Source organism: Paracraurococcus ruber, from assembly GCF_004353985.1.
GTDB classification, from domain to species: domain Bacteria; phylum Pseudomonadota; class Alphaproteobacteria; order Acetobacterales; family Acetobacteraceae; genus Paracraurococcus; species Paracraurococcus ruber.
This window is the reverse complement of record NZ_SMOA01000082.1, coordinates 1-21,858: the sequence shown is the minus strand read 5'-3', so window position 1 is coordinate 21,858 and position 21,858 is coordinate 1. Positions and strand designations below refer to the sequence as shown.

The 21,858-nt window shown below is 70.7% G+C and carries 35 protein-coding genes; 3 read left to right on the top strand and 32 right to left on the bottom strand.

The genetic code is table 11. The annotated features are described in order from the left end of the window. On the bottom strand, nucleotides 1-614 hold a 614-nt coding region (locus tag E2C05_RS16095), incomplete at its 3' end, for a hypothetical protein (RefSeq protein WP_205082848.1). A 349-nt stretch (nucleotides 615-963) separates the two neighbouring features. Between E2C05_RS16095 and E2C05_RS16090 the strand changes: the two genes are divergently transcribed. After that, nucleotides 964-1,362: a DUF6481 family protein gene (locus E2C05_RS16090; RefSeq protein WP_133220668.1), complete on the top strand. Its 399-nt coding sequence runs from the start codon at nucleotides 964-966 to the stop codon at nucleotides 1,360-1,362. A gap of 217 nt (nucleotides 1,363-1,579) precedes the next feature. Here E2C05_RS16090 and E2C05_RS16085 read toward each other — a convergent pair whose 3' ends face one another. Next, nucleotides 1,580-1,906 carry a hypothetical protein gene (locus E2C05_RS16085; RefSeq protein WP_133220667.1) on the bottom strand — a complete coding sequence of 109 codons (327 nt, stop codon included), beginning with the start codon at nucleotides 1,904-1,906 and terminating at the stop codon, nucleotides 1,580-1,582. Nucleotides 1,907-2,450: 544 nt separating this feature from the next. Next, on the bottom strand, nucleotides 2,451-3,428 hold the full coding sequence (locus E2C05_RS16080; protein ID WP_158292162.1) for a cyclase family protein: 978 nt from the start codon (nucleotides 3,426-3,428) through the stop codon (nucleotides 2,451-2,453). A 63-nt stretch (nucleotides 3,429-3,491) separates the two neighbouring features. Here E2C05_RS16080 and E2C05_RS16075 point away from each other — a divergent pair, with 63 nt between their 5' ends. Then, on the top strand, nucleotides 3,492-4,472 hold the full coding sequence (locus tag E2C05_RS16075) for a Bug family tripartite tricarboxylate transporter substrate binding protein (RefSeq protein ID WP_240046758.1): 981 nt from the start codon (nucleotides 3,492-3,494) through the stop codon (nucleotides 4,470-4,472). 187 nt (nucleotides 4,473-4,659) lie between these two features. Continuing rightward, nucleotides 4,660-5,532, top strand: coding sequence for a DMT family transporter (locus E2C05_RS16070; RefSeq protein WP_133220664.1), 873 nt, complete (start codon nucleotides 4,660-4,662; stop codon nucleotides 5,530-5,532). A gap of 180 nt (nucleotides 5,533-5,712) precedes the next feature. Here E2C05_RS16070 and E2C05_RS16065 read toward each other — a convergent pair whose 3' ends face one another. The 29 genes from E2C05_RS16065 to E2C05_RS15925 form a co-directional block, all read right to left on the bottom strand. Continuing rightward, nucleotides 5,713-6,993: a phosphoribosylamine--glycine ligase gene (locus E2C05_RS16065; RefSeq protein ID WP_133220663.1), complete on the bottom strand. Its 1,281-nt coding sequence runs from the start codon at nucleotides 6,991-6,993 to the stop codon at nucleotides 5,713-5,715. 181 nt (nucleotides 6,994-7,174) lie between these two features. Beyond that, nucleotides 7,175-7,603, bottom strand: coding sequence for a 50S ribosomal protein L17 (gene rplQ, locus E2C05_RS16060; RefSeq protein WP_133220662.1), 429 nt, complete (start codon nucleotides 7,601-7,603; stop codon nucleotides 7,175-7,177). A 29-nt stretch (nucleotides 7,604-7,632) separates the two neighbouring features. Then, entirely contained in the window at nucleotides 7,633-8,649 is a 1,017-nt protein-coding gene (locus E2C05_RS16055) for a DNA-directed RNA polymerase subunit alpha (protein ID WP_133220661.1), read from the bottom strand. A 91-nt stretch (nucleotides 8,650-8,740) separates the two neighbouring features. After that, nucleotides 8,741-9,142 carry a 30S ribosomal protein S11 gene (gene rpsK / locus E2C05_RS16050; RefSeq protein ID WP_133220660.1) on the bottom strand — a complete coding sequence of 134 codons (402 nt, stop codon included), beginning with the start codon at nucleotides 9,140-9,142 and terminating at the stop codon, nucleotides 8,741-8,743. Nucleotide 9,143: 1 nt separating this feature from the next. Then, on the bottom strand, nucleotides 9,144-9,521 hold the full coding sequence (gene rpsM, locus E2C05_RS16045; protein WP_133220659.1) for a 30S ribosomal protein S13: 378 nt from the start codon (nucleotides 9,519-9,521) through the stop codon (nucleotides 9,144-9,146). A 180-nt stretch (nucleotides 9,522-9,701) separates the two neighbouring features. Beyond that, complete coding sequence (locus E2C05_RS16040) at nucleotides 9,702-10,364, bottom strand: adenylate kinase (protein ID WP_133220658.1); 663 nt, start codon at nucleotides 10,362-10,364, stop codon at nucleotides 9,702-9,704. A 233-nt stretch (nucleotides 10,365-10,597) separates the two neighbouring features. Next, on the bottom strand, nucleotides 10,598-11,956 hold the full coding sequence (secY, locus tag E2C05_RS16035) for a preprotein translocase subunit SecY (protein ID WP_133220657.1): 1,359 nt from the start codon (nucleotides 11,954-11,956) through the stop codon (nucleotides 10,598-10,600). Between the two features lie 237 nt (nucleotides 11,957-12,193). Then, entirely contained in the window at nucleotides 12,194-12,685 is a 492-nt protein-coding gene (rplO, locus tag E2C05_RS16030) for a 50S ribosomal protein L15 (RefSeq protein WP_133220656.1), read from the bottom strand. Nucleotide 12,686: 1 nt separating this feature from the next. Continuing rightward, nucleotides 12,687-12,890 carry a 50S ribosomal protein L30 gene (gene rpmD / locus E2C05_RS16025; protein WP_133220655.1) on the bottom strand — a complete coding sequence of 68 codons (204 nt, stop codon included), beginning with the start codon at nucleotides 12,888-12,890 and terminating at the stop codon, nucleotides 12,687-12,689. Next, nucleotides 12,883-13,533: a 30S ribosomal protein S5 gene (gene rpsE / locus E2C05_RS16020; RefSeq protein ID WP_133220654.1), complete on the bottom strand. Its 651-nt coding sequence runs from the start codon at nucleotides 13,531-13,533 to the stop codon at nucleotides 12,883-12,885. The genes rpmD and rpsE overlap by 8 nt, the downstream gene beginning before the upstream one ends. A gap of 11 nt (nucleotides 13,534-13,544) precedes the next feature. Further along, a complete protein-coding gene (gene rplR, locus E2C05_RS16015; protein ID WP_133220653.1) occupies nucleotides 13,545-13,907 on the bottom strand; it encodes a 50S ribosomal protein L18 in 363 nt (120 codons plus the stop codon). Next, a complete protein-coding gene (gene rplF, locus E2C05_RS16010) occupies nucleotides 13,907-14,440 on the bottom strand; it encodes a 50S ribosomal protein L6 (protein ID WP_133220652.1) in 534 nt (177 codons plus the stop codon). The genes rplR and rplF overlap by 1 nt, the downstream gene beginning before the upstream one ends. Nucleotides 14,441-14,454: 14 nt before the next feature. After that, complete coding sequence (gene rpsH / locus E2C05_RS16005; protein ID WP_133220651.1) at nucleotides 14,455-14,853, bottom strand: 30S ribosomal protein S8; 399 nt, start codon at nucleotides 14,851-14,853, stop codon at nucleotides 14,455-14,457. Nucleotides 14,854-14,867: 14 nt separating this feature from the next. Then, nucleotides 14,868-15,173 (bottom strand): 30S ribosomal protein S14, encoded by a 306-nt coding sequence (rpsN, locus tag E2C05_RS16000; RefSeq protein WP_133220650.1) that lies wholly within the window; start codon nucleotides 15,171-15,173, stop codon nucleotides 14,868-14,870. A gap of 57 nt (nucleotides 15,174-15,230) precedes the next feature. Continuing rightward, complete coding sequence (rplE, locus tag E2C05_RS15995) at nucleotides 15,231-15,893, bottom strand: 50S ribosomal protein L5 (RefSeq protein ID WP_133220649.1); 663 nt, start codon at nucleotides 15,891-15,893, stop codon at nucleotides 15,231-15,233. After that, complete coding sequence (gene rplX, locus E2C05_RS15990) at nucleotides 15,890-16,210, bottom strand: 50S ribosomal protein L24 (RefSeq protein ID WP_133220648.1); 321 nt, start codon at nucleotides 16,208-16,210, stop codon at nucleotides 15,890-15,892. Before rplX ends, rplE begins: the two co-directional genes overlap by 4 nt. A gap of 4 nt (nucleotides 16,211-16,214) precedes the next feature. Then, nucleotides 16,215-16,583, bottom strand: a complete 369-nt coding sequence (gene rplN, locus E2C05_RS15985) for a 50S ribosomal protein L14 (protein WP_133220647.1) — start codon at nucleotides 16,581-16,583, stop codon at nucleotides 16,215-16,217. Then, the gene (gene rpsQ / locus E2C05_RS15980; protein WP_133220646.1) at nucleotides 16,580-16,855 is read right to left on the bottom strand and encodes a 30S ribosomal protein S17; all 276 of its coding nucleotides are present in this window, start codon (nucleotides 16,853-16,855) and stop codon (nucleotides 16,580-16,582) included. The genes rplN and rpsQ overlap by 4 nt, the downstream gene beginning before the upstream one ends. Nucleotides 16,856-16,871: 16 nt before the next feature. Continuing rightward, entirely contained in the window at nucleotides 16,872-17,087 is a 216-nt protein-coding gene (gene rpmC / locus E2C05_RS15975) for a 50S ribosomal protein L29 (RefSeq protein WP_133220645.1), read from the bottom strand. A gap of 4 nt (nucleotides 17,088-17,091) precedes the next feature. Next, nucleotides 17,092-17,511, bottom strand: coding sequence for a 50S ribosomal protein L16 (gene rplP / locus E2C05_RS15970; protein ID WP_133220644.1), 420 nt, complete (start codon nucleotides 17,509-17,511; stop codon nucleotides 17,092-17,094). Between the two features lie 11 nt (nucleotides 17,512-17,522). Then, nucleotides 17,523-18,200 (bottom strand): 30S ribosomal protein S3, encoded by a 678-nt coding sequence (gene rpsC, locus E2C05_RS15965; protein WP_133220643.1) that lies wholly within the window; start codon nucleotides 18,198-18,200, stop codon nucleotides 17,523-17,525. A gap of 1 nt (nucleotide 18,201) precedes the next feature. Further along, nucleotides 18,202-18,603 carry a 50S ribosomal protein L22 gene (gene rplV, locus E2C05_RS15960; protein ID WP_133220642.1) on the bottom strand — a complete coding sequence of 134 codons (402 nt, stop codon included), beginning with the start codon at nucleotides 18,601-18,603 and terminating at the stop codon, nucleotides 18,202-18,204. 4 nt (nucleotides 18,604-18,607) lie between these two features. After that, the gene (gene rpsS / locus E2C05_RS15955) at nucleotides 18,608-18,886 is read right to left on the bottom strand and encodes a 30S ribosomal protein S19 (protein WP_133220641.1); all 279 of its coding nucleotides are present in this window, start codon (nucleotides 18,884-18,886) and stop codon (nucleotides 18,608-18,610) included. Between the two features lie 5 nt (nucleotides 18,887-18,891). Next, complete coding sequence (rplB, locus tag E2C05_RS15950) at nucleotides 18,892-19,728, bottom strand: 50S ribosomal protein L2 (protein ID WP_133220640.1); 837 nt, start codon at nucleotides 19,726-19,728, stop codon at nucleotides 18,892-18,894. 4 nt (nucleotides 19,729-19,732) lie between these two features. Next, nucleotides 19,733-20,056: a 50S ribosomal protein L23 gene (locus tag E2C05_RS15945; RefSeq protein ID WP_133220639.1), complete on the bottom strand. Its 324-nt coding sequence runs from the start codon at nucleotides 20,054-20,056 to the stop codon at nucleotides 19,733-19,735. Beyond that, nucleotides 20,053-20,673 carry a 50S ribosomal protein L4 gene (gene rplD, locus E2C05_RS15940; RefSeq protein ID WP_133220638.1) on the bottom strand — a complete coding sequence of 207 codons (621 nt, stop codon included), beginning with the start codon at nucleotides 20,671-20,673 and terminating at the stop codon, nucleotides 20,053-20,055. The genes E2C05_RS15945 and rplD overlap by 4 nt, the downstream gene beginning before the upstream one ends. 12 nt (nucleotides 20,674-20,685) lie before the next feature. After that, a complete protein-coding gene (gene rplC, locus E2C05_RS15935; protein ID WP_133220637.1) occupies nucleotides 20,686-21,375 on the bottom strand; it encodes a 50S ribosomal protein L3 in 690 nt (229 codons plus the stop codon). A 22-nt stretch (nucleotides 21,376-21,397) separates the two neighbouring features. After that, nucleotides 21,398-21,706, bottom strand: a complete 309-nt coding sequence (gene rpsJ, locus E2C05_RS15930) for a 30S ribosomal protein S10 (RefSeq protein WP_007004401.1) — start codon at nucleotides 21,704-21,706, stop codon at nucleotides 21,398-21,400. A gap of 30 nt (nucleotides 21,707-21,736) precedes the next feature. Next, a partial coding sequence (locus E2C05_RS15925) for an EF-Tu C-terminal domain-related protein (RefSeq protein ID WP_456306501.1) occupies nucleotides 21,737-21,858 on the bottom strand: 122 nt, incomplete at its 5' end.

Genomic DNA, 21,858 nt, shown 5'->3' with positions numbered 1-21,858 from the left:
GCCGGCGGCGGCACGGGCGCCGGGGCGGCGGCGGGCGGCGGCGCGGCGGCGATGCCCAGCGCATCCCCCAGCCGCCGGTGCAGCGGCCGGCCGCTGTCCGGCCCCTGGACATGCCGCAGCCAGAGATCGGCGGCGAGGCGGCTGGCGAGCACGAAATGCCGCAGGCGCGCGGGCTTGGCCGCGGCGGCGCCCAGGCCGCGCGCCTCGGCATGCAGGCGGTACTGCAGCGCTTCCACGCAGGCCAGCGCGCCCTGGCGGGAGAGCGGGCCGCCGCGCTCCGTCACCACCCGGGTGGCGGCGAGGACGAGGTCCGAGCCCTGCGCGAAGCGGCCGGCGATGGCACCGAAACGCTGGGCGAATTCCAGCAGCCCGGAATCGTCGCCGGCCTGCAGCGGCCCTTCCCCGATGCGGGAAGGGAAGAGCGGCGAGCGCAGATGCTCCAGCAGGGCACCTTCCAGCGCCGTCAGTTCGTCGGGCTCGATGGCGAGCCAGAGCCAGAGCGGCGGCGTCTTCTCGTCGCCGAAGAGGAGGACGGAGCCCGGAGAAATGGCCTCGGTCGTCTGGCAGTCGGCGGAGGAAGGCATGGCGTGGCTGTCGAGACGGGTATCGGGCACGGGCGGGGCGCGCTCCCACGAGTTCACGAAGACGCGACCAGAGAACACGGCGCTCCGGTTTCTGTGAATACAATTCTACGATCATTTGGCGGAACGACCAGCGTGGTGACGGCGGAGACGCCTGCCGCGGCCTGATTTGCGGCGGCTGGCGGGCCTTGAGCACGGGAGGCGCTGCCCGGCCGCGCGCCGTGGCGATGCGCCGGATCGGCCTGCGGGGTCGAAGGCACCCGCGCGCCGACCCCGGCGGGACCCACCCGGGGATATCCCGGGCGCGGCCCGCGTCCGCCGCATGGCCGGGCTCCAGGATCAGGGCTGGCCGTAGCGCCTTCCACCGCTTAGAAACCCTCGCATGGGTTTCCAACCAAACAACTTCAATGACAGGCTGTCCGCGCAGGCGAAGGCACGGCAGGCAGCGCTCGAGAAATTCCGCAGCCGGCCCCGGCCGGACGATCCTGCCGTGCTGGAACGGCAGGCCCAGATGAAGGCCGTGGCCGAGGCCCGCGAGGCCCGTGCTGCCGAGCGCAAGGCTGCACGGGAGGCGGAGGCCGCCCGCCTCGCCGCCGAAGCGGCCGCCCGCGCCGTCGAGGAGCGCGCCCGCGCCGCCGAGGAAGCCGCCCGCGCCGTCGCCGAGGCCAACCGCGTGCAGATCCTGGAAGACGAGAAAAAGGCCCGCGCCCTGGCGCTGGCCGCCGAGCAGAAGGCGGCGCGCGACGCACGCTACGCCGCGCGGAAGGCGCGCAAGCGCTGAGAGAAGGCGGCGGGCCCTTCGCCCGCCTCCAGCCCGGCCCAGCCGGGGCGTTGCCGCCGGGCCGGATGGCCCGGCCCCGCCCAAGGCTCATCGGCCATGGGCTGCCGCGTCCATTGGCCGGAACCAGGCACCGCGCCCCATCCGCGCCGTCCATCGCGGCACGCACAGTCCATCCCCGGCCACAGGCGCCGCTTCCTGCCGGCCGACGCGCCGGGGGTCAGGCCCTTGGTGCGCCTGTCATGCGGGCGAAGACCTGCCGGTCCTTGTTGTCCTGCATCAGCATCGAGAAGCTTGGGATCGTCTCGAAGCCGAGGCCGCGCGGCAGGCCGGTCTCCGGATCCGCCTCGATCTTGCCGTAGGGCGCGCCCGAAACCCTCTCCCACTTCCCCGCCGGCTTCTTGGCCTCGAGGTTCACCACCGTCGCCTTGAGGACCATCCGGACGATCGCCTCCTTCGGCGAGGACGGCTTGGTCAGGCTGGGGCAGCCGGCGATCATCTGCCAGCCATTGGCCAGCGCCCAGCGGGTCAACTCGTCCTTGTCCATGCGCCGTCTCCGTCCCTCTGGCCCCCTCCTAAGCAGGCATTCGCGGCCGAGGCCACAGGGCCGTGCGGCCAGCATGGCTGACGCCGTCCCGAAACGGCCTGTGGCGGCGCGGGAAAGGCCCGGGGAAGGGACGCCCAAAGCCCTGGAAGGCGCGAGTCCCGATCGACCGACGGGCCCGTACCGCCCTGCCCATGGCCCGCCATGCGACGCGGGCAAGCCGATGGCGGATCGCGGAGGCGGAGATGCGCATCCACCCTGCCCGCCCGCGCCTTGCGCACGCAGTCCGTCCAGTCCTGCCACGCTGCCGGGTCAGCCGTGCCGCCATCGGCCAGCAGGCCCATGCCGCCCGGCATCGTGCCGAGGTCGTCGGACCGGTCGCAGGTCCATCGCCGGAGCAGAAGCTCGCAGGCGGCAAGTTAGGCCTGCCGCACGCTGATCGGGTCGCCTTCGTCGTCCATGCGGCATCGCCGCCGGCCGGCGGGAAGGCCTTTGCAGCCTGGCCCGAGAGCATGCCTTCGGGGCACGCCCCGTGGGCCGGCGGCCGCTACCGGATCGCCAGCGCATTCCCCGGCGATCCCACCCCGCCGCGCAGGTGCAGCGGCGCCGCGGTGAAGAAGCCGGTGTAGCGGCCGGTCGCCGCGCTGTCGGCCGCCAGTGCCTCGAAGTCGAAGAACTCGCCGATCACCAGGCCCAGCCTTGCGATCGCCCAGTGCAGGGTCGGCTTCCAGGGGAAATAGGGCCAGACCTCGACGGTCGGGTTGTCGGCGCAGGTGGCGGCGACGCCCTGGTCCCACAGGTAGCGCCACATGTCCTCGCCGCCCGACAGGCCGCTGTAGTCCTGCGCCTTGTTGGTGCCGCGCACCAGGTGGTCCCGCGCATCCACGTCCGGCGCGGCGCGGAAGGCTTCCAGCCATCCCGTCCGCACCAGCAGGATGTCGCCCGGCCGCAGCGCCACGCCCTGGTCGGCGAGGCAGGCCGCCACCTCCTCCGCCGCGGCGCGGCGGCCACCCAGCGGGCCCCAGTCGCGGCCGATCTTCGCGAAGTACCGCGCCAAGTCGGCCAGCACGCAGCGGCCGGCGATACCGTGGCGCAGCGCCTTGTCGATGCCATTGCGGCTTTCCGCCCCATGCACCACGGCGCTGACCGGGGCGTGGTTGTAGAAGCCGTGATACGGGTCGGCGAAGTGGGACAGCCCGTCCCACTGCGTGCTGCCCTGCAGCCAGAAGCTGTCCAGCATGTCGTCGCGGATCAGCTTGCCCGGCGTCTCGTCCACGATCAGGCTCGGCGTGGGCGGCGTCCGGCGGCGATGGCTGCCCTGGCGGGTGGCGCCGAAGGGCTCGTCCAGCGGCAGGTTCAGGTTGAAGCGGCGGCCCTCGCGGATCTCGCCGGCCGCCGCGGCCACCGTGGCATCGGTGATGCGGTTCAGCGTGCCGACCTCGTCCGCCGGGCCCCAGACGCCCCAGGCCAGCGGCAGGCCCGACCCGTCCTCGGGCCGCGGCAAATCGTCATAGCGTGGCGGCATCGGAAGCCTCATATGGCGACGGAAGACGGGGCGGATGGTGCCGCCCGCCGGGGAACGCCACAAGTGAACGCCACACCGCTTCCGACCCGCCGCGGCCTGCTGGCCGGCGCGACAGCCGCGCTGTTGCCCCTGCCGGCCCTGGCCCAGTCCGACTGGCCCAGCCGCCCCATCCGCTTGGTCGTGCCCTTCGCCGCCGGCGGCGCGGCGGACAGCGCGGCGCGCGCCATCAGCCCGGTCATGGCCCAGCGCCTGGGCCAGTCCATCGTGGTGGAGAACCGCACCGGCGCCGGCGGCAGCGTCGGCGGCGGCGCGGTCGCGGCCAGCCCGCCCGATGGCTACACCCTGCTCTGGGACGCCTCCTCCCACCTCGTGAACCCGGCGCTGATGCGCGGCCTGCCCTTCGACTACGCGGCCTTCGTGCCTGTCTCCCAGGTGGTGACCTTCCCGGGCGTGCTGGCGGTGAAGGCGGATTTCCCCGGCCGCTCGGTCGCCGAGTTCATCCGGCAGGCGAAGGAGCGCCCGGGCGCCATCAGCGTCGGCACCCAGGGCAACGCGACCGCGGGGCATGTCGGCCTGCTGCAGTTCAGCCGCCGCGCCGGGATCGAGGTGATCCACGCCCCCTATCGCGGCGGTGCCGATGCGGCGCGCGACTTGGCGGCGGGCGTGGTGGACGCGGTGTTCATCACCACGGTCAGCGCCGGCCCGATCGTGGACAGCGGCCGCGCCCGCTTCCTGGCGGTGGCGACGCTGCAGCGGGTGCCCAGCCGCCCCGACGTCCCGACCCTCGCCGAAAGCGGCTTCCCCGGCTTCGAGTCCAACGAATGGGCGGCGCTGTTCGGGCCGGCCGGCCTGCCGCAGCCGATCGTGGCGAAGCTCCACGAGGCGCTGCGGGAGGCGCTGGGCGATGCCGGCGTGCAGCAGCGGCTGGGGCAGATCGGCGCCGTGCCGGTCGGCAGCGCGCCCGCCGACTTCGCCCGCTTCGTGCGCGAGGGACGGGAGCAGATGGCCGTGCTGGTGCGCGAGGCCGGCATCCGGCTCGACTGAGGCACCGGGCGGCGTCGCCGGGCCCGGCCTGGGCGGCACCGCCAGACCGCCCCGGCGGGATACCGCGCCGACAGACCTCGGCGCCGGTACGAGCCCGCCGGCCGGCCCGCCCCCTTCGCCACGGCCCATCGCCCTGGCCCCCGCATGCCCGCCCCGGCCCGAACGGGCGAGCGCCGTGGAGACTCCGATGCCCTTCGACACCGCCACCCCGCGGAACCATGCCGCCGGCATCCTGCTGATGTTGGCCGCGGTCCTGCTGTTCTCGCTGAACGACGTGCTCGGCAAGTGGCTGGTCGCCAGCTACGTCGTCGGGCAGGTGCTGGTGCTGCGCAGCCTGGCCTCGCTGGTGGTGCTGTCGCCGCTGGCCTGGCGGGCGCTGCGGGCGGCGCGCTTCCGGGTGGAACGGCCGGGGCTGCAGGCGCTGCGCGTCGGGCTCGGCGCGCTGGAGGCGGCGCTGTTCTACTGGGCGGTCGGCCATATGCCGCTGGCGGATGCGATGACCTACTGGATGGCGGCGCCCATCATGGTCACGGCGCTGGCGGCGCTGGCCCTGGGGGAACGCGTGGATGCCCGCCGCTGGGGCCTGGTGCTGCTGGGCTTCGCCGGCGTGGCGGTGGCGCTGGGCGCCGGTTTCGACGGGCCGCTGCTGCCATCCCTCGCGGCGCTGGGCGGCGCCTTCCTCTACTCGCTCTTCCTGCTGAGCAGCCGGCAGCTGCGGGCGACGCCGGACGTGCTGCTGGCCTGGTTCCAGATGCTGGGCGGGCTGGTGGTGGGCCTGGCGCTGCTGCTGCCGGGCGGCTGGCGGATGCCGGATCCGCGCGATCTGACCCTGCTGCTGCTGCTGGGGCTGGTGGCGACGCTGGGCCATATGGGCGTGACTCGGGCGCTGAAGCTGGCGCCGGCTTCCGTCGTGGTGCCCTACCAGTACAGCTTCCTGCTCTGGGCGGCGCTGTTCGGCTGGCTGGTCTGGGGCGACGTGCCGGGGCCGGAGCTGCTGGCCGGCGCGACGCTGATCGTCGGCGCCGGGCTGCTGCTCTACCGCGCGCAGCGGCAGGGCTGAGGCGAGGGCCCGCGGCGGAGCGGATCGCGGAGCGCCGCGAGCCGCCCGCAGCGTGAAGCCGCCCGGCAAGCCGGCGCCTGCGCCGGCGCTGCGTGCGGCTTCGGATACCAGCCGCCGCAAGGCGGATCGCGGCGCGTGGATCCGCTCCGCCATCCATGGTCCGGAGCGGCTTGCGTGCCGCTACGCGAGCGGGAGCCAGCCATGGCGGCGCAGCAGCGCATCCTCGCCGCCCAGGAAGCGGTCGCCGATATCGGCGCGCCAGCGCAGCTCGGGCGCCACCACGTTCCGCGCCCGCGCCCGCGCCGCCGCCTGCGCCGCCGGCACCGTCCCGCCGATGCCGGTCACGATCATCAGGTGGCCGGAGCGGCGATGGCCGAGGAGCTGCCCGGCCGCATCCCGGCGGGCATCGACCAGGTGGTGGTTCGCTTCCTCCGCCGTGCGCCAGGGCGGGGTGCCGAAGAAGACCGGGATGTCCTGGTCGGGCGAGGCGCCCGGCTGGGTCGCCGGGAAGGGCGGCGCGGTCAGGACGATGGCCACCGACCAGCCGGGATGGGCGGGGAAGCTGCCGGCCCCACCCTCGGCGATCCGCCGCAGCAGGTCGCCCCAGCCGGCCGGTTGCAGCGCCGCCAGGACCGCGAAGCCGGGATTGCCGATGCGGCAGGTGAATTCCAGCGGCCAGGGCGTGCCGCTCTCGGCATCCACGATCAGGTTCAGGTTGACGTAGCCGACATGCCCGGCGGCGCGCAGCCGCAGCGCGACGCGCGCGAGCGTCGCCTCGAACAGCGCCTCGGCGCCCTCGTAGGACGCAAGGGTGCCCATTTCCCCGGTCATCTCGCCCATCTCGCCGGGGAAGAAGCGCTTGTGCTCGAAGTCGATGCAGGCGGGGCGGAGGAAGTCCTGCCCGTCGAAATAGGCGCCGATGCCGACCTCGACGCCCGCCAGCCGCTCCATCAGCAGCACGCCGCCGCCGGGCGAGCGGCGCAGCATGAAGGCGACATCCTCGCCGCGCGGGTGGTCGCCGACGAAGGTGGTGGCGGCGCCGCTGTCATGCTTGAGGACGTAGCGGCCGGGATGCGCGCGCAGCCAGTCCAGCGCCAACTCCGGCGACGCGAAGCCGCTGCTCTGCGCGATGGCCAGCCCGGCGTCCCGCAGTGCCGCCTGGCCGAAGGCCCGGTCATTCTCCAGCCGGTCGCCCAGGGCGCTGCCGCCCACCACCCGGTAGCCCTCGGCCCGCAGCGCATCCTGCCTGGCGCCCTGCGCCACGCCCTCGAACAGCACCACGCCGTCGCGACCGACCCAGCGCAGCCCGTCGTGCCAATCGGCGATCGGGTCGAGGATGCCGCCGAAGGCGCGCTGGTCCGGCGGGTCGGCGCCGAAGACCCGGACATCATGCCCCTCCCGCAGCAGCGAGAGGTAGATGTCGCCGAGATAGAGGCGCGGGCTGTAGGCCAGGATTCGCATACACGGTCCCCTTGCCGGCGCGGCGCCGGCGCCGGATGCGCCGCCGGCCAGGCCAGACGGGGAACGCCGCTTGCGGGCGCGGGATCGCCGGGGCGATCGGCAGCGACGCAGGGGCCGGACGCGAAAAGGGCGGCAGGTTGCCCCGCCGCCCCATCGAAACCCAATGCCTGGCGGGGGTGGCTTACGCCGCCGCCTGGTCGCCCTCGGCCGCCGCTTCCGGCTTCGGGCCGCTGTCCTGGCCCTTCGCGGCCGGGTCGCGGTCCACCAGCTCGATCACCGCCATGCTCGCAGCATCGCCGTAGCGCATGCCGGCCTTCAGCACGCGGGTGTAGCCGCCGTTGCGGGCCTTGTAGCGGTCGGCGATGGTGGTGAAGAGCTTGTCCACCACCTTCTCGTCCATGATCTGGGCATAGGCCTGGCGCCGCGCATGCAGGCCGCCGCGCTTGCCGAGGGTGATGATGCGCTCCACGTAGGGGCGCAGCTCCTTCGCCTTCGGCAGTGTGGTGGTGATCTGCTCGTGCTTCAGCAGGCTGGTCGCCATGTTGCGGAACATGGCGAGCCGGTGGGTGGAGGTGACGCCGAGCTTACGGCCGGCCATACCGTGACGCATGATCGTGTGTTCCTAGAGTATCGCCGGGCTCAGAACGGCTCTTCCAGCTTCTTGGCCAGGTCCTCGATGTTCTCCGGCGGCCAGCCGGTGACGGTCATGCCGAGACCGAGGCCCATGGAGGCGAGCACCTCCTTGATCTCGTTCAGCGACTTGCGGCCGAAATTCGGGGTGCGGAGCATCTCCTGCTCCGTCTTCTGCACCAGATCGCCGATATAGACGATATTGTCGTTCTTCAGGCAGTTCGCCGAGCGGACCGACAGCTCCAGCTCATCGACCTTGCGCAGCAGGTTGCGGTTGAAGGGCAGGTCGTCCCGCTCCTCCTCCACCTTGCGCTCGCGCGGCTCGTCGAAGTTGATGAAGAGCTGCAGCTGGTCCTGCAGGATGCGGGCGGCCAGTGCCACCGCATCCTCGGGCGCCACGGTGCCGTTGGTCTCCAGGCTGAGGACCAGCTTGTCGTAGTCCGTCACCTGGCCGACGCGCGTCGGCTCCACCCGGTATGCCACGCGGCGCACCGGGGAATAGATGGCGTCCACCGGGATCAGGCCGATCGGCGCATCCTCCGGCCGGTTCATCGAGGCCGGGACATAGCCCTTGCCGGTGTTCACCGTCAGCTCCATCGACAGCTTGGCGCCGTCGTCGAGCGTGCAGAGCACCAGGTCGGGGTTCGAGATCTCGATGTCGCCGGTGGTCTGGATCTGGCCGGCGGTCACCTCGCCCGGGCCGGTCGCGGTGAGCTGGAGGCGCTTCGGCCCCTCCCCCTGCATCCGGATGGCCAGCTGCTTCACGTTGAGGACGAGGTCGGTCACGTCCTCCCGCACGCCCTGGATGCTGCTGAACTCATGCAGCACGCCGTCGATACGCAGCGCGGTCACCGCCGCGCCCTGCAGCGAGGACAGCAGCACGCGGCGCAGCGCATTGCCCAGCGTCATGCCGAAGCCGCGCTCCAGCGGCTCGGCCACGATGGTCGCCACGCGCTCGGGGTCCGAGCCGACCTCGACGCCCAGCTTCTCCGGGCGAATCAGCGACCGCCAATTCCTCTCGATCACCTGTCTCTCCTCGCCGCCGCGGTCCGCAAGGGGCGCGTGTCACACGCGGCCCGCACCGCCGCGCCTGGGGCGCGGCCGGTGCAGGCGCATCTCAGACGCGCCGACGCTTGCGCGGGCGGCAGCCGTTGTGCGGGATGGGGGTCACGTCCCGGATGGCGGTGACGTAGAAGCCGACCGCCTGCAGGGCACGCAACGCGGATTCGCGGCCCGAGCCGGGGCCGCTCACCATGATCTCGAGCTGCTCCATCCCATGCTCGCGCGCCTTGCGGCCGGCATCCTCGGCCGCGACCTGCGCCGCGTAGGGGGTGGACTTCCGGCTGCCCTTGAAACCCTGGGAGCCGGCGGAGGACCAGGCGATCGCGTTGCCTTGGGCGTCCGTGATGGTGACGATGGTGTTGTTGAAGGAAGCCAGGACATGCGCCACGCCAGTGGCGATGTTCTTCCGTTCCTTCTTGCGCGGCGCGCGGGCGCCGCCGCGGGGTTCGCGGGCCATCCTACTTCGTCACCTTCTTCTTGCCGGCGATCGGCACGGCCTTGCCCTTGCGGGTGCGGGCATTGGTATGGGTCCGCTGGCCGCGGACCGGCAGGCCCCGGCGATGACGCAGGCCGCGGTAGCAGGCCATGTCCATCAGCCGCTTGATGTTCATCGCCACTTCGCGGCGAAGATCGCCCTCGACCCGGTATTCGCGGTCGATCAGCTCGCGGATGCGGAGGATCTCCTCATCCGTCAGCTGGTTGACCCGGCGCTCCTCCGGGATGCCGAGGGCCTGGCAGATCTCGAGCGCGTTCTTCGGCCCGATGCCATAGATGTAGCGCAGCGAGATCGGCACGCGCTTGTTCGTGGGGATGTTGACACCGGCGATGCGCGCCACTGCTCAGCTCCTGGAGCCCGTCGCTCCTGATGGGGGCTGGAGGAGGCGGGGCCGAAGGGCCCCGACACCCCGCCAGCGAGGTGATCTTCGTGACTACTGACGAACGGCTAAGCGCGGCCAGGGCGGTCTCGCCACCCCTGTCCGCGGGAGGCGCGGACTATAGCTAGCCGCCCCAGGCCGTCAACCCTTTTGCGGCAAGGGGCCCAGCAGGGCCTCGATCTGCCGCGACACCTCGTTCATCTCCGCCATGCCGTCCACCACCCGCAGGATGCCCTTCGAGGCGTAGTAGGGCAGCAGCGGGGCGGTCTGCCGGTGATAGGCGTCGAGCCGGCTGGCCACCGTCTCCGCCTTGTCGTCGGCGCGGCGGGTGAAGTCGGTGCTGCCGCAGACATCGCAGGTGCCCGCCGCCTTCGGCTGCTTGAAGCGGTCGTGGTAGCCTTCGCCGCACTTGGCGCAGGTGTAGCGGCCGGAAATCCGCTCGACCAGCGCGGCGTCGTCCACCTTCAGCTCGATCACGTGGTGCAGCGGCATCGCCTTGTCCCGCAGCATGAGGTCGAGCGCCTCGGCCTGCGGGACGGTGCGAGGAAACCCGTCCAGGATGAAGCCCTGGGCGACGTCGGGCGCCGAGACGCGGGCCGCGAGCATGGCGATGATAATGGCATCGGGGACGAGCGCGCCCCGCTCCATGATGGCCTTCGCCTGCTGGCCAATCTCGCTGCCCGACTTCACCTCGGCCCGCAGCATGTCGCCGGTCGAAACCTGCTTCAGGCCGTAGCGGTCCTCCAGGCGCTTGGCCTGGGTACCTTTGCCGGCGCCCGGCGGGCCCAGCAGGATCAGGTTCATGCCCGTCTTCCCCTCCCAACCGCGGCCGCCAAGGCGATCGCGTGTCCAACACGGCACGGGCGCACCGCCCGCCCCAGCTGCAGCAGATGGCATGTTCACCGGAACACGCCCGCCGCTCCAGGCCATCGATCCCAGGGCGGATGGCGGCGCGGCATTGTGGCCGCCCCGCCATCCCCCCATGCCCTGGGCCTGGGCGCGTGGGCGCGCCCGGGCCCCTTCCGTCGCCCGGACGCTCAGCGCGCCCGGGGTGCGCCGCGGCCGCCCAGCCGCGCCTTGCGGATCAGGCCTTCATACTGGTGCGCGAAGAGGTGCGACTGGACCTGCGCCACCGTGTCCATGGTGACGGAGACGATGATCAGCAGGGACGTGCCGCCGAAATAGAAGGGCACGCCGTAGTTGCTGATGAGGATCTCCGGCAGGATGCAGACCAGGCAGAGATAGAAGGCGCCGACCGCGGTCAGCCGGGTCAGCACCCGGTCGAAATAGTCGGCGGTGTTCTGACCGGGGCGGATGCCCGGCACGAAGCCGCCATACTTCTTCAGGTTGTCCGCTGTCTCCACCGGGTTGAACACCACGGCGGTGTAGAAGAAGGCGAAGAAAATGATCAGCGCCATGTACATCGCCATGTAGAGCGGCTGCCCATGCGCCAGCGCATTGGCGATGGTCTGCAGCCAGCCCTCCTGCGACGGGTCGGTGCTGAAGCCGGCGACGGTCGCCGGCAGCAGGAGCAGCGAGGAGGCGAAGATCGGCGGGATCACGCCGGCGGTGTTGAGCTTCAGCGGCAGGTGGGTCGCTTCCCCGCCGAACATCCGGTTGCCGACCTGGCGCTTCGGGTACTGCACCGGGATGCGCCGCTGCGCCCGCTCGATGAACACCACCAGGGCGATGACCAGCAGCGCCACCAGCAGGAAGAAGATGATGAAGAAGGTGGACAGAGCGCCGGTCCGCCCGAGCTCGAGCGTCGAGACCAGGGCATGCGGCAGGTTGGCGACGATGCCGGCGAAGATGATCAGCGAGATGCCGTTGCCAACGCCGCGGGCGGTGATCTGCTCGCCCAGCCACATCAGGAACATCGTCCCGCCGACCAGGGTGATGACGCAGGAGAGCCGGAAGAACCAGCCGGGGTCGTGCACCGCCGCGCCGAAGGCGCCACGCATGCTCTCCAGCCCGATGGCGATGCCCCAGGCCTGGAAGATGGCGATGAAGACCGTGAGGTAGCGGGTGTACTGGTTCAGCTTCTTGCGGCCCGCCTCGCCTTCCTTCTTCAGGGTCTCGAGGCTCGGGACGGCGGCCGACATCAGCTGGATGATGATGCTGGCCGAGATGTAGGGCATGATGTTCAGCGCGAACACCGTCATGCGCCCGAGGGCGCCGCCGGTGAACATGTCGAACATGCCGAGGATGCCGCCCCCGTGCTGGGCCAGGATCTCGCCCATCACGGCGGCATCCACGCCCGGGACGGGCACATAGGTGCCGAGCCGGTAGACGATCAGCGCGCCCAGGGTGAACCAGATGCGCTTCTTGAGCTCGGTGGCCTTCGAGAGGACGCCGAGGTTCAGGTTGGCCGCGAGCTGTTCGGCGGCGGAGGCCATGGGATTGCGTACCCTCCAGAGGACCGGGGCAGGCCCGCCGGGCGTCCCCCTCCGGGCGCCCCCGGCGGTGTCGCCGCAGCCAGGATGCCATGTCTACAGCGGATCGCGCCCGGGGTGAACGCCATCCGCCGGATGGCCTTCCGGCGCGGGCCGGACCATGAAAAAGGCCGCGCCGGGCTGAACGGGGTCAGTCCGGCGCGGCCGTGTCCCAGGCGCCGCCTCGCGGGCGGCAGACCCTCAGCCTTCGGCCGGGGCCTCGTCCGGCGGGTTCAGCAGCGTCACCGTGCCGCCGGCGGCCTGCACCGCGGCGATGGCCGAGGCGCTGGCGCCGGAGACGGTGATGGTCACCGCCCGGCTGATCGCGCCATGGCCGAGCAGGCGGACACCCGCCAGCTTGGCCCCGGTGCGGACCACGCCCGCCTCGCGCAGCTTCGCCTCGTCGATCGGCTCCCCGGCCGGAAGCCGGCCGGCCTCGATCGCCTTGTCCAGCGCGCCGAGGTTCAGCGGGGCATATTCCTTGCGGAAGATGTTCACGAAGCCGCGCTTCGGCAGACGCCGGTAGATCGGGAGCTGGCCGCCCTCGAACCCGTTCAGCGCCACGCCTTCGCGCGCCTTCTGGCCCTTCACGCCCTTGCCCGAGGTCTTGCCCTTGCCGGAGCCGATGCCCCGGCCGAGCCGCTTGGACTTGTAGCGCGCGCCGGGATTGTCCCGGATCTCGTTCAGCTTCATCTCACCCACCCTGGCCCGGGGTTTCGTCCACCTTGATCAGGTGGGCGACCTTCCGGATCATGCCGCGGACGGCCGGAGTGTCCTCCAGCTCCCGCGAGCGGTGCATCTTGTTGAGGCCGAGGCCGATCAGCGTTTCCCGCTGGCCCGGCTTGCGGCCGATCGGCGACCCGGTCTGGGTCACCTTCACGGTCTTCTTGTCAGACATTCGGGGCCTCCGCCGCCGCGGCCTCGGCCGGCGCAGCGTCCTTGCGCGGGCCGAGCAGGTCGGAGACCTTCTTGCCGCGCCGCGAGGCGACCGCCCGCGGGCTGGTCGAGCGCGTGAGCGCCGCGAAGGTCGCCTTGATCATGTTGTGCGGGTTGGTCGAGCCAAGGCACTTGGCCACGACGTCGCCCATGCCCAGCGTCTCGAAGATCGCGCGCATCGGGCCGCCGGCGATGATGCCGGTGCCGGCGGGGGCCGAGCGCAGGACCACGCGGCCGGCGCCGAACTCGCCGATCACGTCGTGATGCAGCGTCCGACCTTCCCGCATCGGCACGCGGATCATGGTCCGCTTCGCCTGCTCGGTCGCCTTGCGGATCGCCTCCGGCACCTCGCGCGCCTTGCCGGCGCCCCAGCCGACCCGGCCCTTCTGGTCGCCGACCACGACCAGGGCGGCGAAGCTGAAGCGCCGGCCGCCCTTCACCACCTTGGCGACGCGGTTGATGGTGACGAGCTTGTCCTTCAGCTCGTCGCCGTCCTGCCGCTCCTGCCGGTTCTCCCGCTCGCGGTCGCGGCCGCGGCCGCGACGGCGGTCACCGCCCTCGCCGCCATGCTCGCCGCCGCCACCGCCGTGAGGTTGACGTGCCATCTATCCGATCCTCAGAACGACAGGCCGCCCTCACGGGCGCCGTCCGCCAGGGCCTTGACCCGGCCATGGTAAAGATAGGGCCCGCGGTCGAAGACCACGGCGGTGACGCCGGCGGCGATCGCCCGTTCGGCCAGGCGCTTGCCCACCACCGTCGCGGCGTCCCGGTCCGCCCCGGTCTTCAGGCTGTCGCGCAGCTCCTTCTCGAGCGTCGAGGCCGCGGCGAGGGTGCGGCCCTGCGCGTCGTCGATCACCTGCGCGTAGATGTGCCGCCCGGAGCGGAACACGGACAGCCGAGGCCGCCCGCCGGACTTCAGCTTCAGCTGGTAGCGCAGCCGGGACCGGCGGCGCTGCTGCAATGCGAGCTTGTCGGCCATTACTTCTTCTTACCCTCCTTCCGGAGGATCTGCTCATCGGTGTAGCGGACGCCCTTGCCCTTGTAGGGCTCGGGGCCGCGATAGGCGCGGATCTCGGCGGCCACTTGGCCCACCCGCTGCTTGTCGGCGCCGCTCACCTTGATGGCGGTCGGACGCTCGCAGACGATGGTGATGCCGGCCGGGATCGGGTACCGCACCTCATGGCTGTAGCCGAGGTTGAGGACCAGGTCCTTGCCCTGTACCGCGGCGCGGTAGCCGGTGCCGGTGATCTCCATGGACTTGGTGAAGCCCGTGGACACGCCGGTGACCATGCCGTTGATCAGGCTGCGGGTGGTGCCCCACATGGTGCGGCTGCGGCGGTCGTCCCGCCGCGGCTTCACCGCCACCTGGCTCGCCTCGACCTCGACTTCCACCTCGTCGGTGAGGTCAAGCTTGAGCTCGCCGTTCTTGCCCTTCGCCACGATGGTGCGGCCCTGCAGCGCCACCTGGACGCCGGCCGGGACCGGGACGGGATACTTGCCGACGCGCGACATCGCTTCTCCCTCCCTCAGAACACGCGGCAGAGGACTTCGCCGCCGACATTGGCGGCGCGGGCCTCGTTGTCGCTCATCACCCCGCGGGGCGTCGACAGGATGGAGATGCCGAGCCCGTTGTAGAACTTCGGCAGCTCCCGGATCTTGGAGTAGACCCGGCGGCCCGGCTTGGAGACGCGGGTGATCTCCTTGATCGCCGGCTCGCCTTCGGAATACTTCAGCTCGATCTCGATGTTGCGGACGCCGGGGCGCAGCTCCTCGACGCGCCAGGCGCGGATGTAGCCTTCGCGCTTCAGCACATCCAGGACATCGGTCCGCAGCCGGCTGGCCGGGGCGACGCAGCGCGTCTGCCGGGCCCGCTGGGCGTTGCGGATGCGGGTGAGCATGTCACCCAGAGGATCGGACAGCGACATGGCCTGCCCTCCTGTTACCAGCTCGCCTTGGTCAGGCCGGGGATCTGGCCGGTATTGGCCAGCTCCCGCAGCATGTTCCGGCTGAGCTTGAACTTGCGGTAGTTGCCGCGCGGGCGGCCGGTGAGTTCGCAGCGCAGGCGCACGCGCACCTTGGCGCCGTTGCGCGGCAGCTGGGCGAGCTTGAGGGTCGCGTCGAACCGCTCCTCCACCGGGAGGGTGCGGTCCATCACGATACCCTTCAGCGCAGCACGCTTCGACGCATGCGTCGCAGACAGCTTCGCGCGGCGCTTGTTCTTCTCGACTGCCGAAGTCTTGGCCATGCGGTGTCTATCCTCCGGAACCTGCTCCCGCGGCATGCCGCGGGCGGTCTTCCAAGATCAGTTCTGGAAAGGAAGCTGGAACGCCTTCAGCAGCGCCTTCGCTTCCTTGTCGGTCTTCGCCGTGGTGACGAACTGGATGTCCATCCCGCGCACCGTGTCCACCCGGTCGTAGTTGATCTCGGGGAACACGATCTGCTCCTTCAGGCCCATGGCGTAGTTGCCCCGGCCGTCGAAGCCCCGGTTGCCCGGGATGCCGCGGAAGTCCCGGACGCGCGGCAGGGCGATGGTCACCAGCCGGTCCAGGAACTCGTACATCCGCGCCTTGCGCAGCGTCACCTTGCAGCCGATCGCCTGGCCTTCGCGGATCTTGAAGCCCGCGATCGCCTTCTTCGCCTTGGTGCGCACCGGCTTCTGGCCGGCGATCGCCGTCAGGTCGGCCACGGCGGCGTCGAGCTTCTTCTGGTCGCCCGCCGCCTCGCCCACGCCCATGTTGATGACGATCTTCTCGAGCTTCGGCACCTGCATGTGGTTCTTGTAGCCGAACTCCTTCTGGAGCTCGGCGCGGACCACCTCGGCGTAGTACTGCGCCAGCCGGGGCTTCTCGGGCGGGGATGCGGCAGCCTTGCCGGCCTTCGCCGCCACCGCCTGCACCCGGCCCTCGCCGCCCTCGCGCTTCGCCGCGTCGGGCTTGCCGCCCGGCTTCTTCTTCGTGTCGCTCATGCGTCAAGCACCTCGCCCGAGGGCTTCGCCACGCGCACCTTCTTCCCGTCCTCGAGCAGCCGGAAGCCCACGCGGGCCGGCTTGTCGGACTTCGGGTCGATCAGCGCCAGGTTGGACAGGTGGATCGGCGCCTCTTTCTCGGTGATGCCGCCGGGCTGGCTCATGCCCTGCGGCTTCTGGTGGCGCTTCACCAGGTTCACGCCCTGCACCAGGGCACGGCTCTCGGTCGGCATCACGGCGATGACCTCGCCGCGCTTGCCCTTGTCCCGGCCCGTCAGGACCTGGACGCGGTCGCCCTTCTTGATCTTCGCGGCCATGGCCTTACAGGACCTCCGGCGCCAGCGAGATGATCTTCATGTAGCGCCGCGCGCGCAGCTCGCGCACCACGGGGCCGAAAATGCGGGTGCCGATCGGCTCGCCCTGCTTGTTGATCAGCACCGCGGCGTTGTTGTCGAAGCGGATCGCCGTGCCGTCGATGCGCCGCACCGGATAGGCGGTGCGGACGATGACGGCGCGATGCACCTCGCCCTTCTTCACCTTGGCGCGCGGGATCGCCTCCTTCACGGAGACGACGATCACGTCGCCGACGCTCGCGGTCTTCCGCTTGGAGCCGCCAAGCACCTTGATGCACTGGACCCGACGCGCGCCGGAGTTGTCGGCCACGTCCAGGTTCGCCTCGACGCCGATCATGCCGACACCGCCTCAGCCGGCGCTTCCGCCAGCGGCTGGCCGTTGCGCTGCACGACCTGCCAGGCCTTGCGCTTGGAGATCGGCGCGCATTCCTCGATCGCCACGACGTCGCCTTCCTTGCACAGGTTGGCTTCGTCATGCGCCGCGTACTTCTTCGAGCGCCGGATGAACTTCTTGTAGAGCGGATGCATCACGCGACGTTCGACAAGGACGGTGACCGTCTTGTCCATCTTGTCGCTGACCACCCGGCCCGTGAGGACTCGCTTCGGCATTGCCGCCGGTCTCCCCTTAAGCCTTGGATTGCTGGGCTGCCGAGCGCTTCCGCTCGGACAGGACGAATTTGATGCGGGCGATGTCGCGGCGCACCACGCGGATGCGCCCCGTGGCCTCGAGTTGCCCGGTCGCGCGCTGGAACCGCAGATTGAACTGCTCCTTCCGGAGGTCCAGGAGCTGCGTCTGCAGCTCATCCGCGGTCTTCGCCCGGATATCGGCGATCTTAGTCATTCTATCAAGCCTCCGCGCCGAGGCGCTGGACGATCTTGGTCTTGATCGGCAGTTTGGCGGCGCCGAGCGTCAGCGCTTCCCGCGCCGTATCGACCGGCACGCCGTCAATCTCGAACATGATCCGGCCCGGCTTGATCCGCGCCACCCAGTATTCGGGCGACCCCTTGCCGGAGCCCATGCGGACCTCGGCCGGCTTGGTCGAGACCGGGACGTCCGGGAAGATGCGGATCCAGACGCGGCCCTGGCGCTTCATGGCGCGGGTGATCGCGCGGCGCGCCGCCTCGATCTGCCGGGCGGTCACCCGCTCCGGCTCCAGCGCCTTCAGGCCGTAGCCGCCGAAGGACAGCGTGAAGCCGCCCTTCGCCAAGCCATGGATGCGGCCCTTGTGGGCCTTGCGGAACTTGGTGCGCTTCGGTTGCAGCATGTCACGTCACCTCAGCGCTGCGGGGCCTGTTCGGCCGCGCGCCGGTCCTGCGCCATCGGGTCGTGCGCCAGGATCTCACCCTTGAAGATCCAGACCTTCACGCCGCAGGTCCCGTAGGTCGTCTTCGCGGTCGCCGTGCCGTAGTCGATATCCGCGCGCAGCGTGTGCAGCGGCACGCGCCCTTCGCGGTACCATTCCATCCGGGCGATCTCGGCGCCGCCGAGGCGGCCGCCGCAGTTGATCCGGATGCCGCCGGCGCCGAGGCGCATGGCGGACTGCACCGCGCGCTTCATCGCGCGGCGGAAGGCCACCCGGCGTTCCAGCTGCTGGGCGATGTTCTCGGCCACCAGCGTCGCGTCGATCTCCGGCTTGCGGATCTCGACGATGTTCAGCGAGACCTCGGCGCCGGCCAGCTTCGCCATGTCGCGGCGCAGGTTCTCGATGTCGGCGCCCTTCTTGCCGATGACGACACCGGGGCGCGCGGCATGGATCGTCACCCGCGGCTTCTTCGCCGGGCGCTCGATCACCACGCGGCTGACGCCCGCGCCCTTCAGGCGGGTGCGCAGCGTCTCGCGCAGCTTCAGATCCTCGTGCAGCAGCTTGGCGTAGTCGTCGCCGGCGAACCAGCGGCTGTCCCAGGTCCGGTTGATGCCGAGCCGGAAGCCGATCGGATTGACTTTGTGACCCATGTTATGCGGCCTCCTGCTGGGCCGGCGCCACCGCCTGCTGTTCGGCGACCACGATCGTCAGGTGGCTGAACCACTTCTCGACGCGCGCCGCGCGGCCGCGGCCGCGGGCATGGAAGCGCTTCATCACCTGGCTGCGGCCGACCTCGACGCGGGCCACCACCAGCTGGTCGACGTCCAGCTGGTGGTTGTTCTCCGCATTGGCGATCGCGCTTTCCAGCGTCTTCTTCACGGTCTGGGCAATGCGGCGCTTGCTGAAGGTCAGCGTGGCGATCGCATCCTGCGCGCGGCGGCCGCGGATCAGGCCCGCGGCCAGGCTCAGCTTGCGCGGGCTGACCCGGATGTTGCGCAGGACCGCCTGCGCCTCGGTCTCGGCGAGCGAGCGCTCGTGCTTCGGCTTGCTCATCGCATCAGCCCCGCTTCGCCTTCTTGTCGGAGCTGTGCCCCGAGAAGGTGCGCGTCGGCGAGAATTCGCCGAACTTGTGGCCGACCATGTTCTCCGAGACCTGCACCGGGATGAACTTCTTCCCGTTGTAGACCCCGAAGGTCAGGCCGACGAACTGCGGCAGGATGGTGCTGCGACGCGACCAGATCTTGATGACCTCGTTGCGCGTCGAGGCACGCGCGGCCTCCGCCTTGTTGAGCAGGTAGCCGTCGACGAACGGCCCCTTCCATACGCTGCGCGGCATCGCGATCAGCCCTTCGTCGCGTGGCGGCGCCGGACGATGAGCCGGTCGGTCCGCTTGTTGTTGCGCGTCTTCGCACCCTTGGTCGGCTTGCCCCAGGGGGTCACCGGATGGCGGCCACCGCTGGTCCGGCCCTCACCACCGCCATGCGGGTGGTCGACCGGGTTCATCACGACACCGCGGTTGTGCGGCTTGCGCCCGAGCCAGCGGGAGCGACCGGCCTTGCCGATCTGCTGGTTGCTGTTGTCCGGGTTGGATACCGCGCCGATCGTCGCCATGCACTCGGCGCGCACGGTCCGCAGCTCGCCGGACATCAGCTTGATCTGGGCATAGCCGGCATCCTTGCCGACCAGCTGGACATAGGTGCCCGCCGACCGCGCGATCTTGCCGCCGGCGCCCGGCTTCATCTCCACGCAGTGGATGATGGTGCCGACCGGGATGGCAGCCATCGGCATGGCATTGCCCGGCTTGATGTCGGCCCGCTCGGCCGCCAGCACCGTGTCGCCGGCCTTCAGCCGCTGCGGCGCGATGATGTAGGCCAGCTCACCGTCCTGGTACTTCAGCAGGGCGATCCAGGCGGTGCGGTTCGGGTCGTACTCGATCCGCTCCACCGTCGCAGGCACGCCGAACTTGGCGCGGCGCTTGAAGTCCACCACGCGGTAGGACTGCTTGTGCCCGCCGCCGCGGAACCGGACGGTGATGCGGCCATGGTTGTTGCGGCCACCCGAGGAATGCTTGCCCTCGGTCAGCTGCTTGACCGGCGCGCCCTTCCAGAGCTCGTCGCGCTTCACCAGGATGGTGCCGCGCAGGCTCGGGGTGACCGGGTTGAAGTTCTTCAGCGCCATGGCGTCACGCGAGTCCCGTCGTGAGGTCGATGCTCTGGCCCTCGGCCAGCTTCACCATCGCCTTCTTCCAGTCCGAACGCTGGCCCGGGCGGCCCTTGAAGCGCTTGGTCTTGCCCTTCACGACAAGGGTGTTGACCGCCAGCACCTTCACGCCGAACAGGCCCTCGACCGCCGCCTTGATCTCGGGCTTCGTCGCCTCAAGCGGCACGCGGAAGACCACCTGGTTCTGCTCGGAGAGGGCGGTCGCCTTCTCCGTCACCAGCGGCGCCAGGATGGTCTGGTACATCCGCTCCTTCGAGAGGAGCGGGCGCGTCGTGGCCTCGCTCATGCCAGGCGCTCCTTCAGGGCCTCGACGCCGGCGCGGGTCAGCGCGAGCACGTCGTACTTCAGGATGTCGTAGACATTGGCGCCCACAGTCGGCAGCACCTGCAGGTTCGGCAGGTTGCGGGCGACGCGGCCGAAGCCTTCATCCACCGACGCATCCACCACCAGCGCGGACTTCCAGCCCAGCGCCTTCACCTGCTTCGCCAGGGCGCCGGTCTTCGGAGTCTCGCCGGCCGAGGCCGTCTCGAGCACCACCAGCTTGCCCTCGGCCGCCTTTTGGCTGAGCGCGGAGATCAGGCCGAGCCGGCGGACCTTCTTGTTCAGCGAATAACCGTGGTCGCGCACGACCGGGCCGTGCACGACGCCGCCGGTGCGGAACTGCGGCGCGCGCAGCGAGCCCTGGCGGGCATTGCCCGTGCCCTTCTGGCGATAGGGCTTCTTGGTCGTGCCGGAGACCTCGCCCATCCCCTTGACCTTGTGCGTGCCGGCACGGCGCTTCGCCAGCTGCCAATGCACGACGCGCGCCATGATGTCGGGGCGGGGCTGGGCGGCGAAGATCGCCTCCGGCAGCTCGATCTCGCCTGCCGAGCCGTTATCCAGCGTGATGACCGGAACCTGCATCGTTCTCTATCCTCAGGAGGCGAGGCCGGCGGGGAACGGCGCATCGGCATGGCGCGCGCGCTTCACCGCGTCCCGCACCAGCACGTAGCCGCCCTTCGAGCCCGGAATGGCCCCCTTGATCAGCAGCAGCCCCTTCTCGAGGTCATGGCCCGCCACTTCCAGGTTCTGGGTGGTGACGCGCTCGACGCCGAGATGGCCAGCCATCTTCTTGTTCTTGAAGGTCTTGCCCGGATCCTGGCGGTTGCCGGTGGAGCCGTGCGAGCGGTGGCTGATGGACACGCCGTGCGAGGCCTCAAGGCCCGCGAAGTTCCAGCGCTTCATCGCGCCGGCGAAGCCCTTGCCCTTGGTGACGCCGGTGACGTCCACCTTCTGGCCCTTGGCGAAGTGGGCCGCGGTCAGCCGCGCGCCCGGATCGACCGCCGCATCGGCGCCCACCCGGAACTCCACGACCTTCAGCGGCGCCTCGACGCCGGCCTTGGCGTAGTGGCCGCGGTTGGCCCGCGTCACGTTCTTCGGCTTCGCCTTGCCGATGCCGATCTGGACGGCGTCGTAACCGTCCTTCTCCGCAATCCGCTGGGCGATCACGCGCACGTCGTCCAGATGCAGGACGGTGACCGGCACCGTGCTGCCGTCATCGTTGAACAGCCGGGTCATGCCCAGCTTCCTGGCGATCAGGCCGGTGCGGCCGGTCTTGGCGGCCATGGCTAGCTACTCCCCCCGCCGCTCAGAGCTTGATCTCGACGTCCACGCCCGCGGCCAGGTCGAGCTTCATCAGCGCGTCCACGGTCTGCGGGGTGGGGTCGACGATGTCCAGCAGGCGGCGATGCGTGCGGATCTCGAACTGCTCGCGCGACTTCTTGTCGACATGCGGCGAGCGGTTGACGGTGAAACGCTCGATCTCCGTCGGCAGCGGGATGGGCCCGCGCACCCGTGCGCCCGTCCGCTTCGCGGTGTTGACGATCTCCCGCGTGCTGCCGTCCAGCACGCGGTGATCGAACGCCTTGAGGCGGATGCGAATATTCTGGCTGTCCATGGGAGACGGACCCAACCTTGCGTTCGAGGCTTACTTCACGATCTCGGCGACGACGCCGGCGCCGACGGTGCGGCCGCCCTCGCGGATGGCGAAGCGGAGCCCCTGGTCCATGGCGATCGGCGCGATGAGTTCCACGTCCATCGTCACGTTGT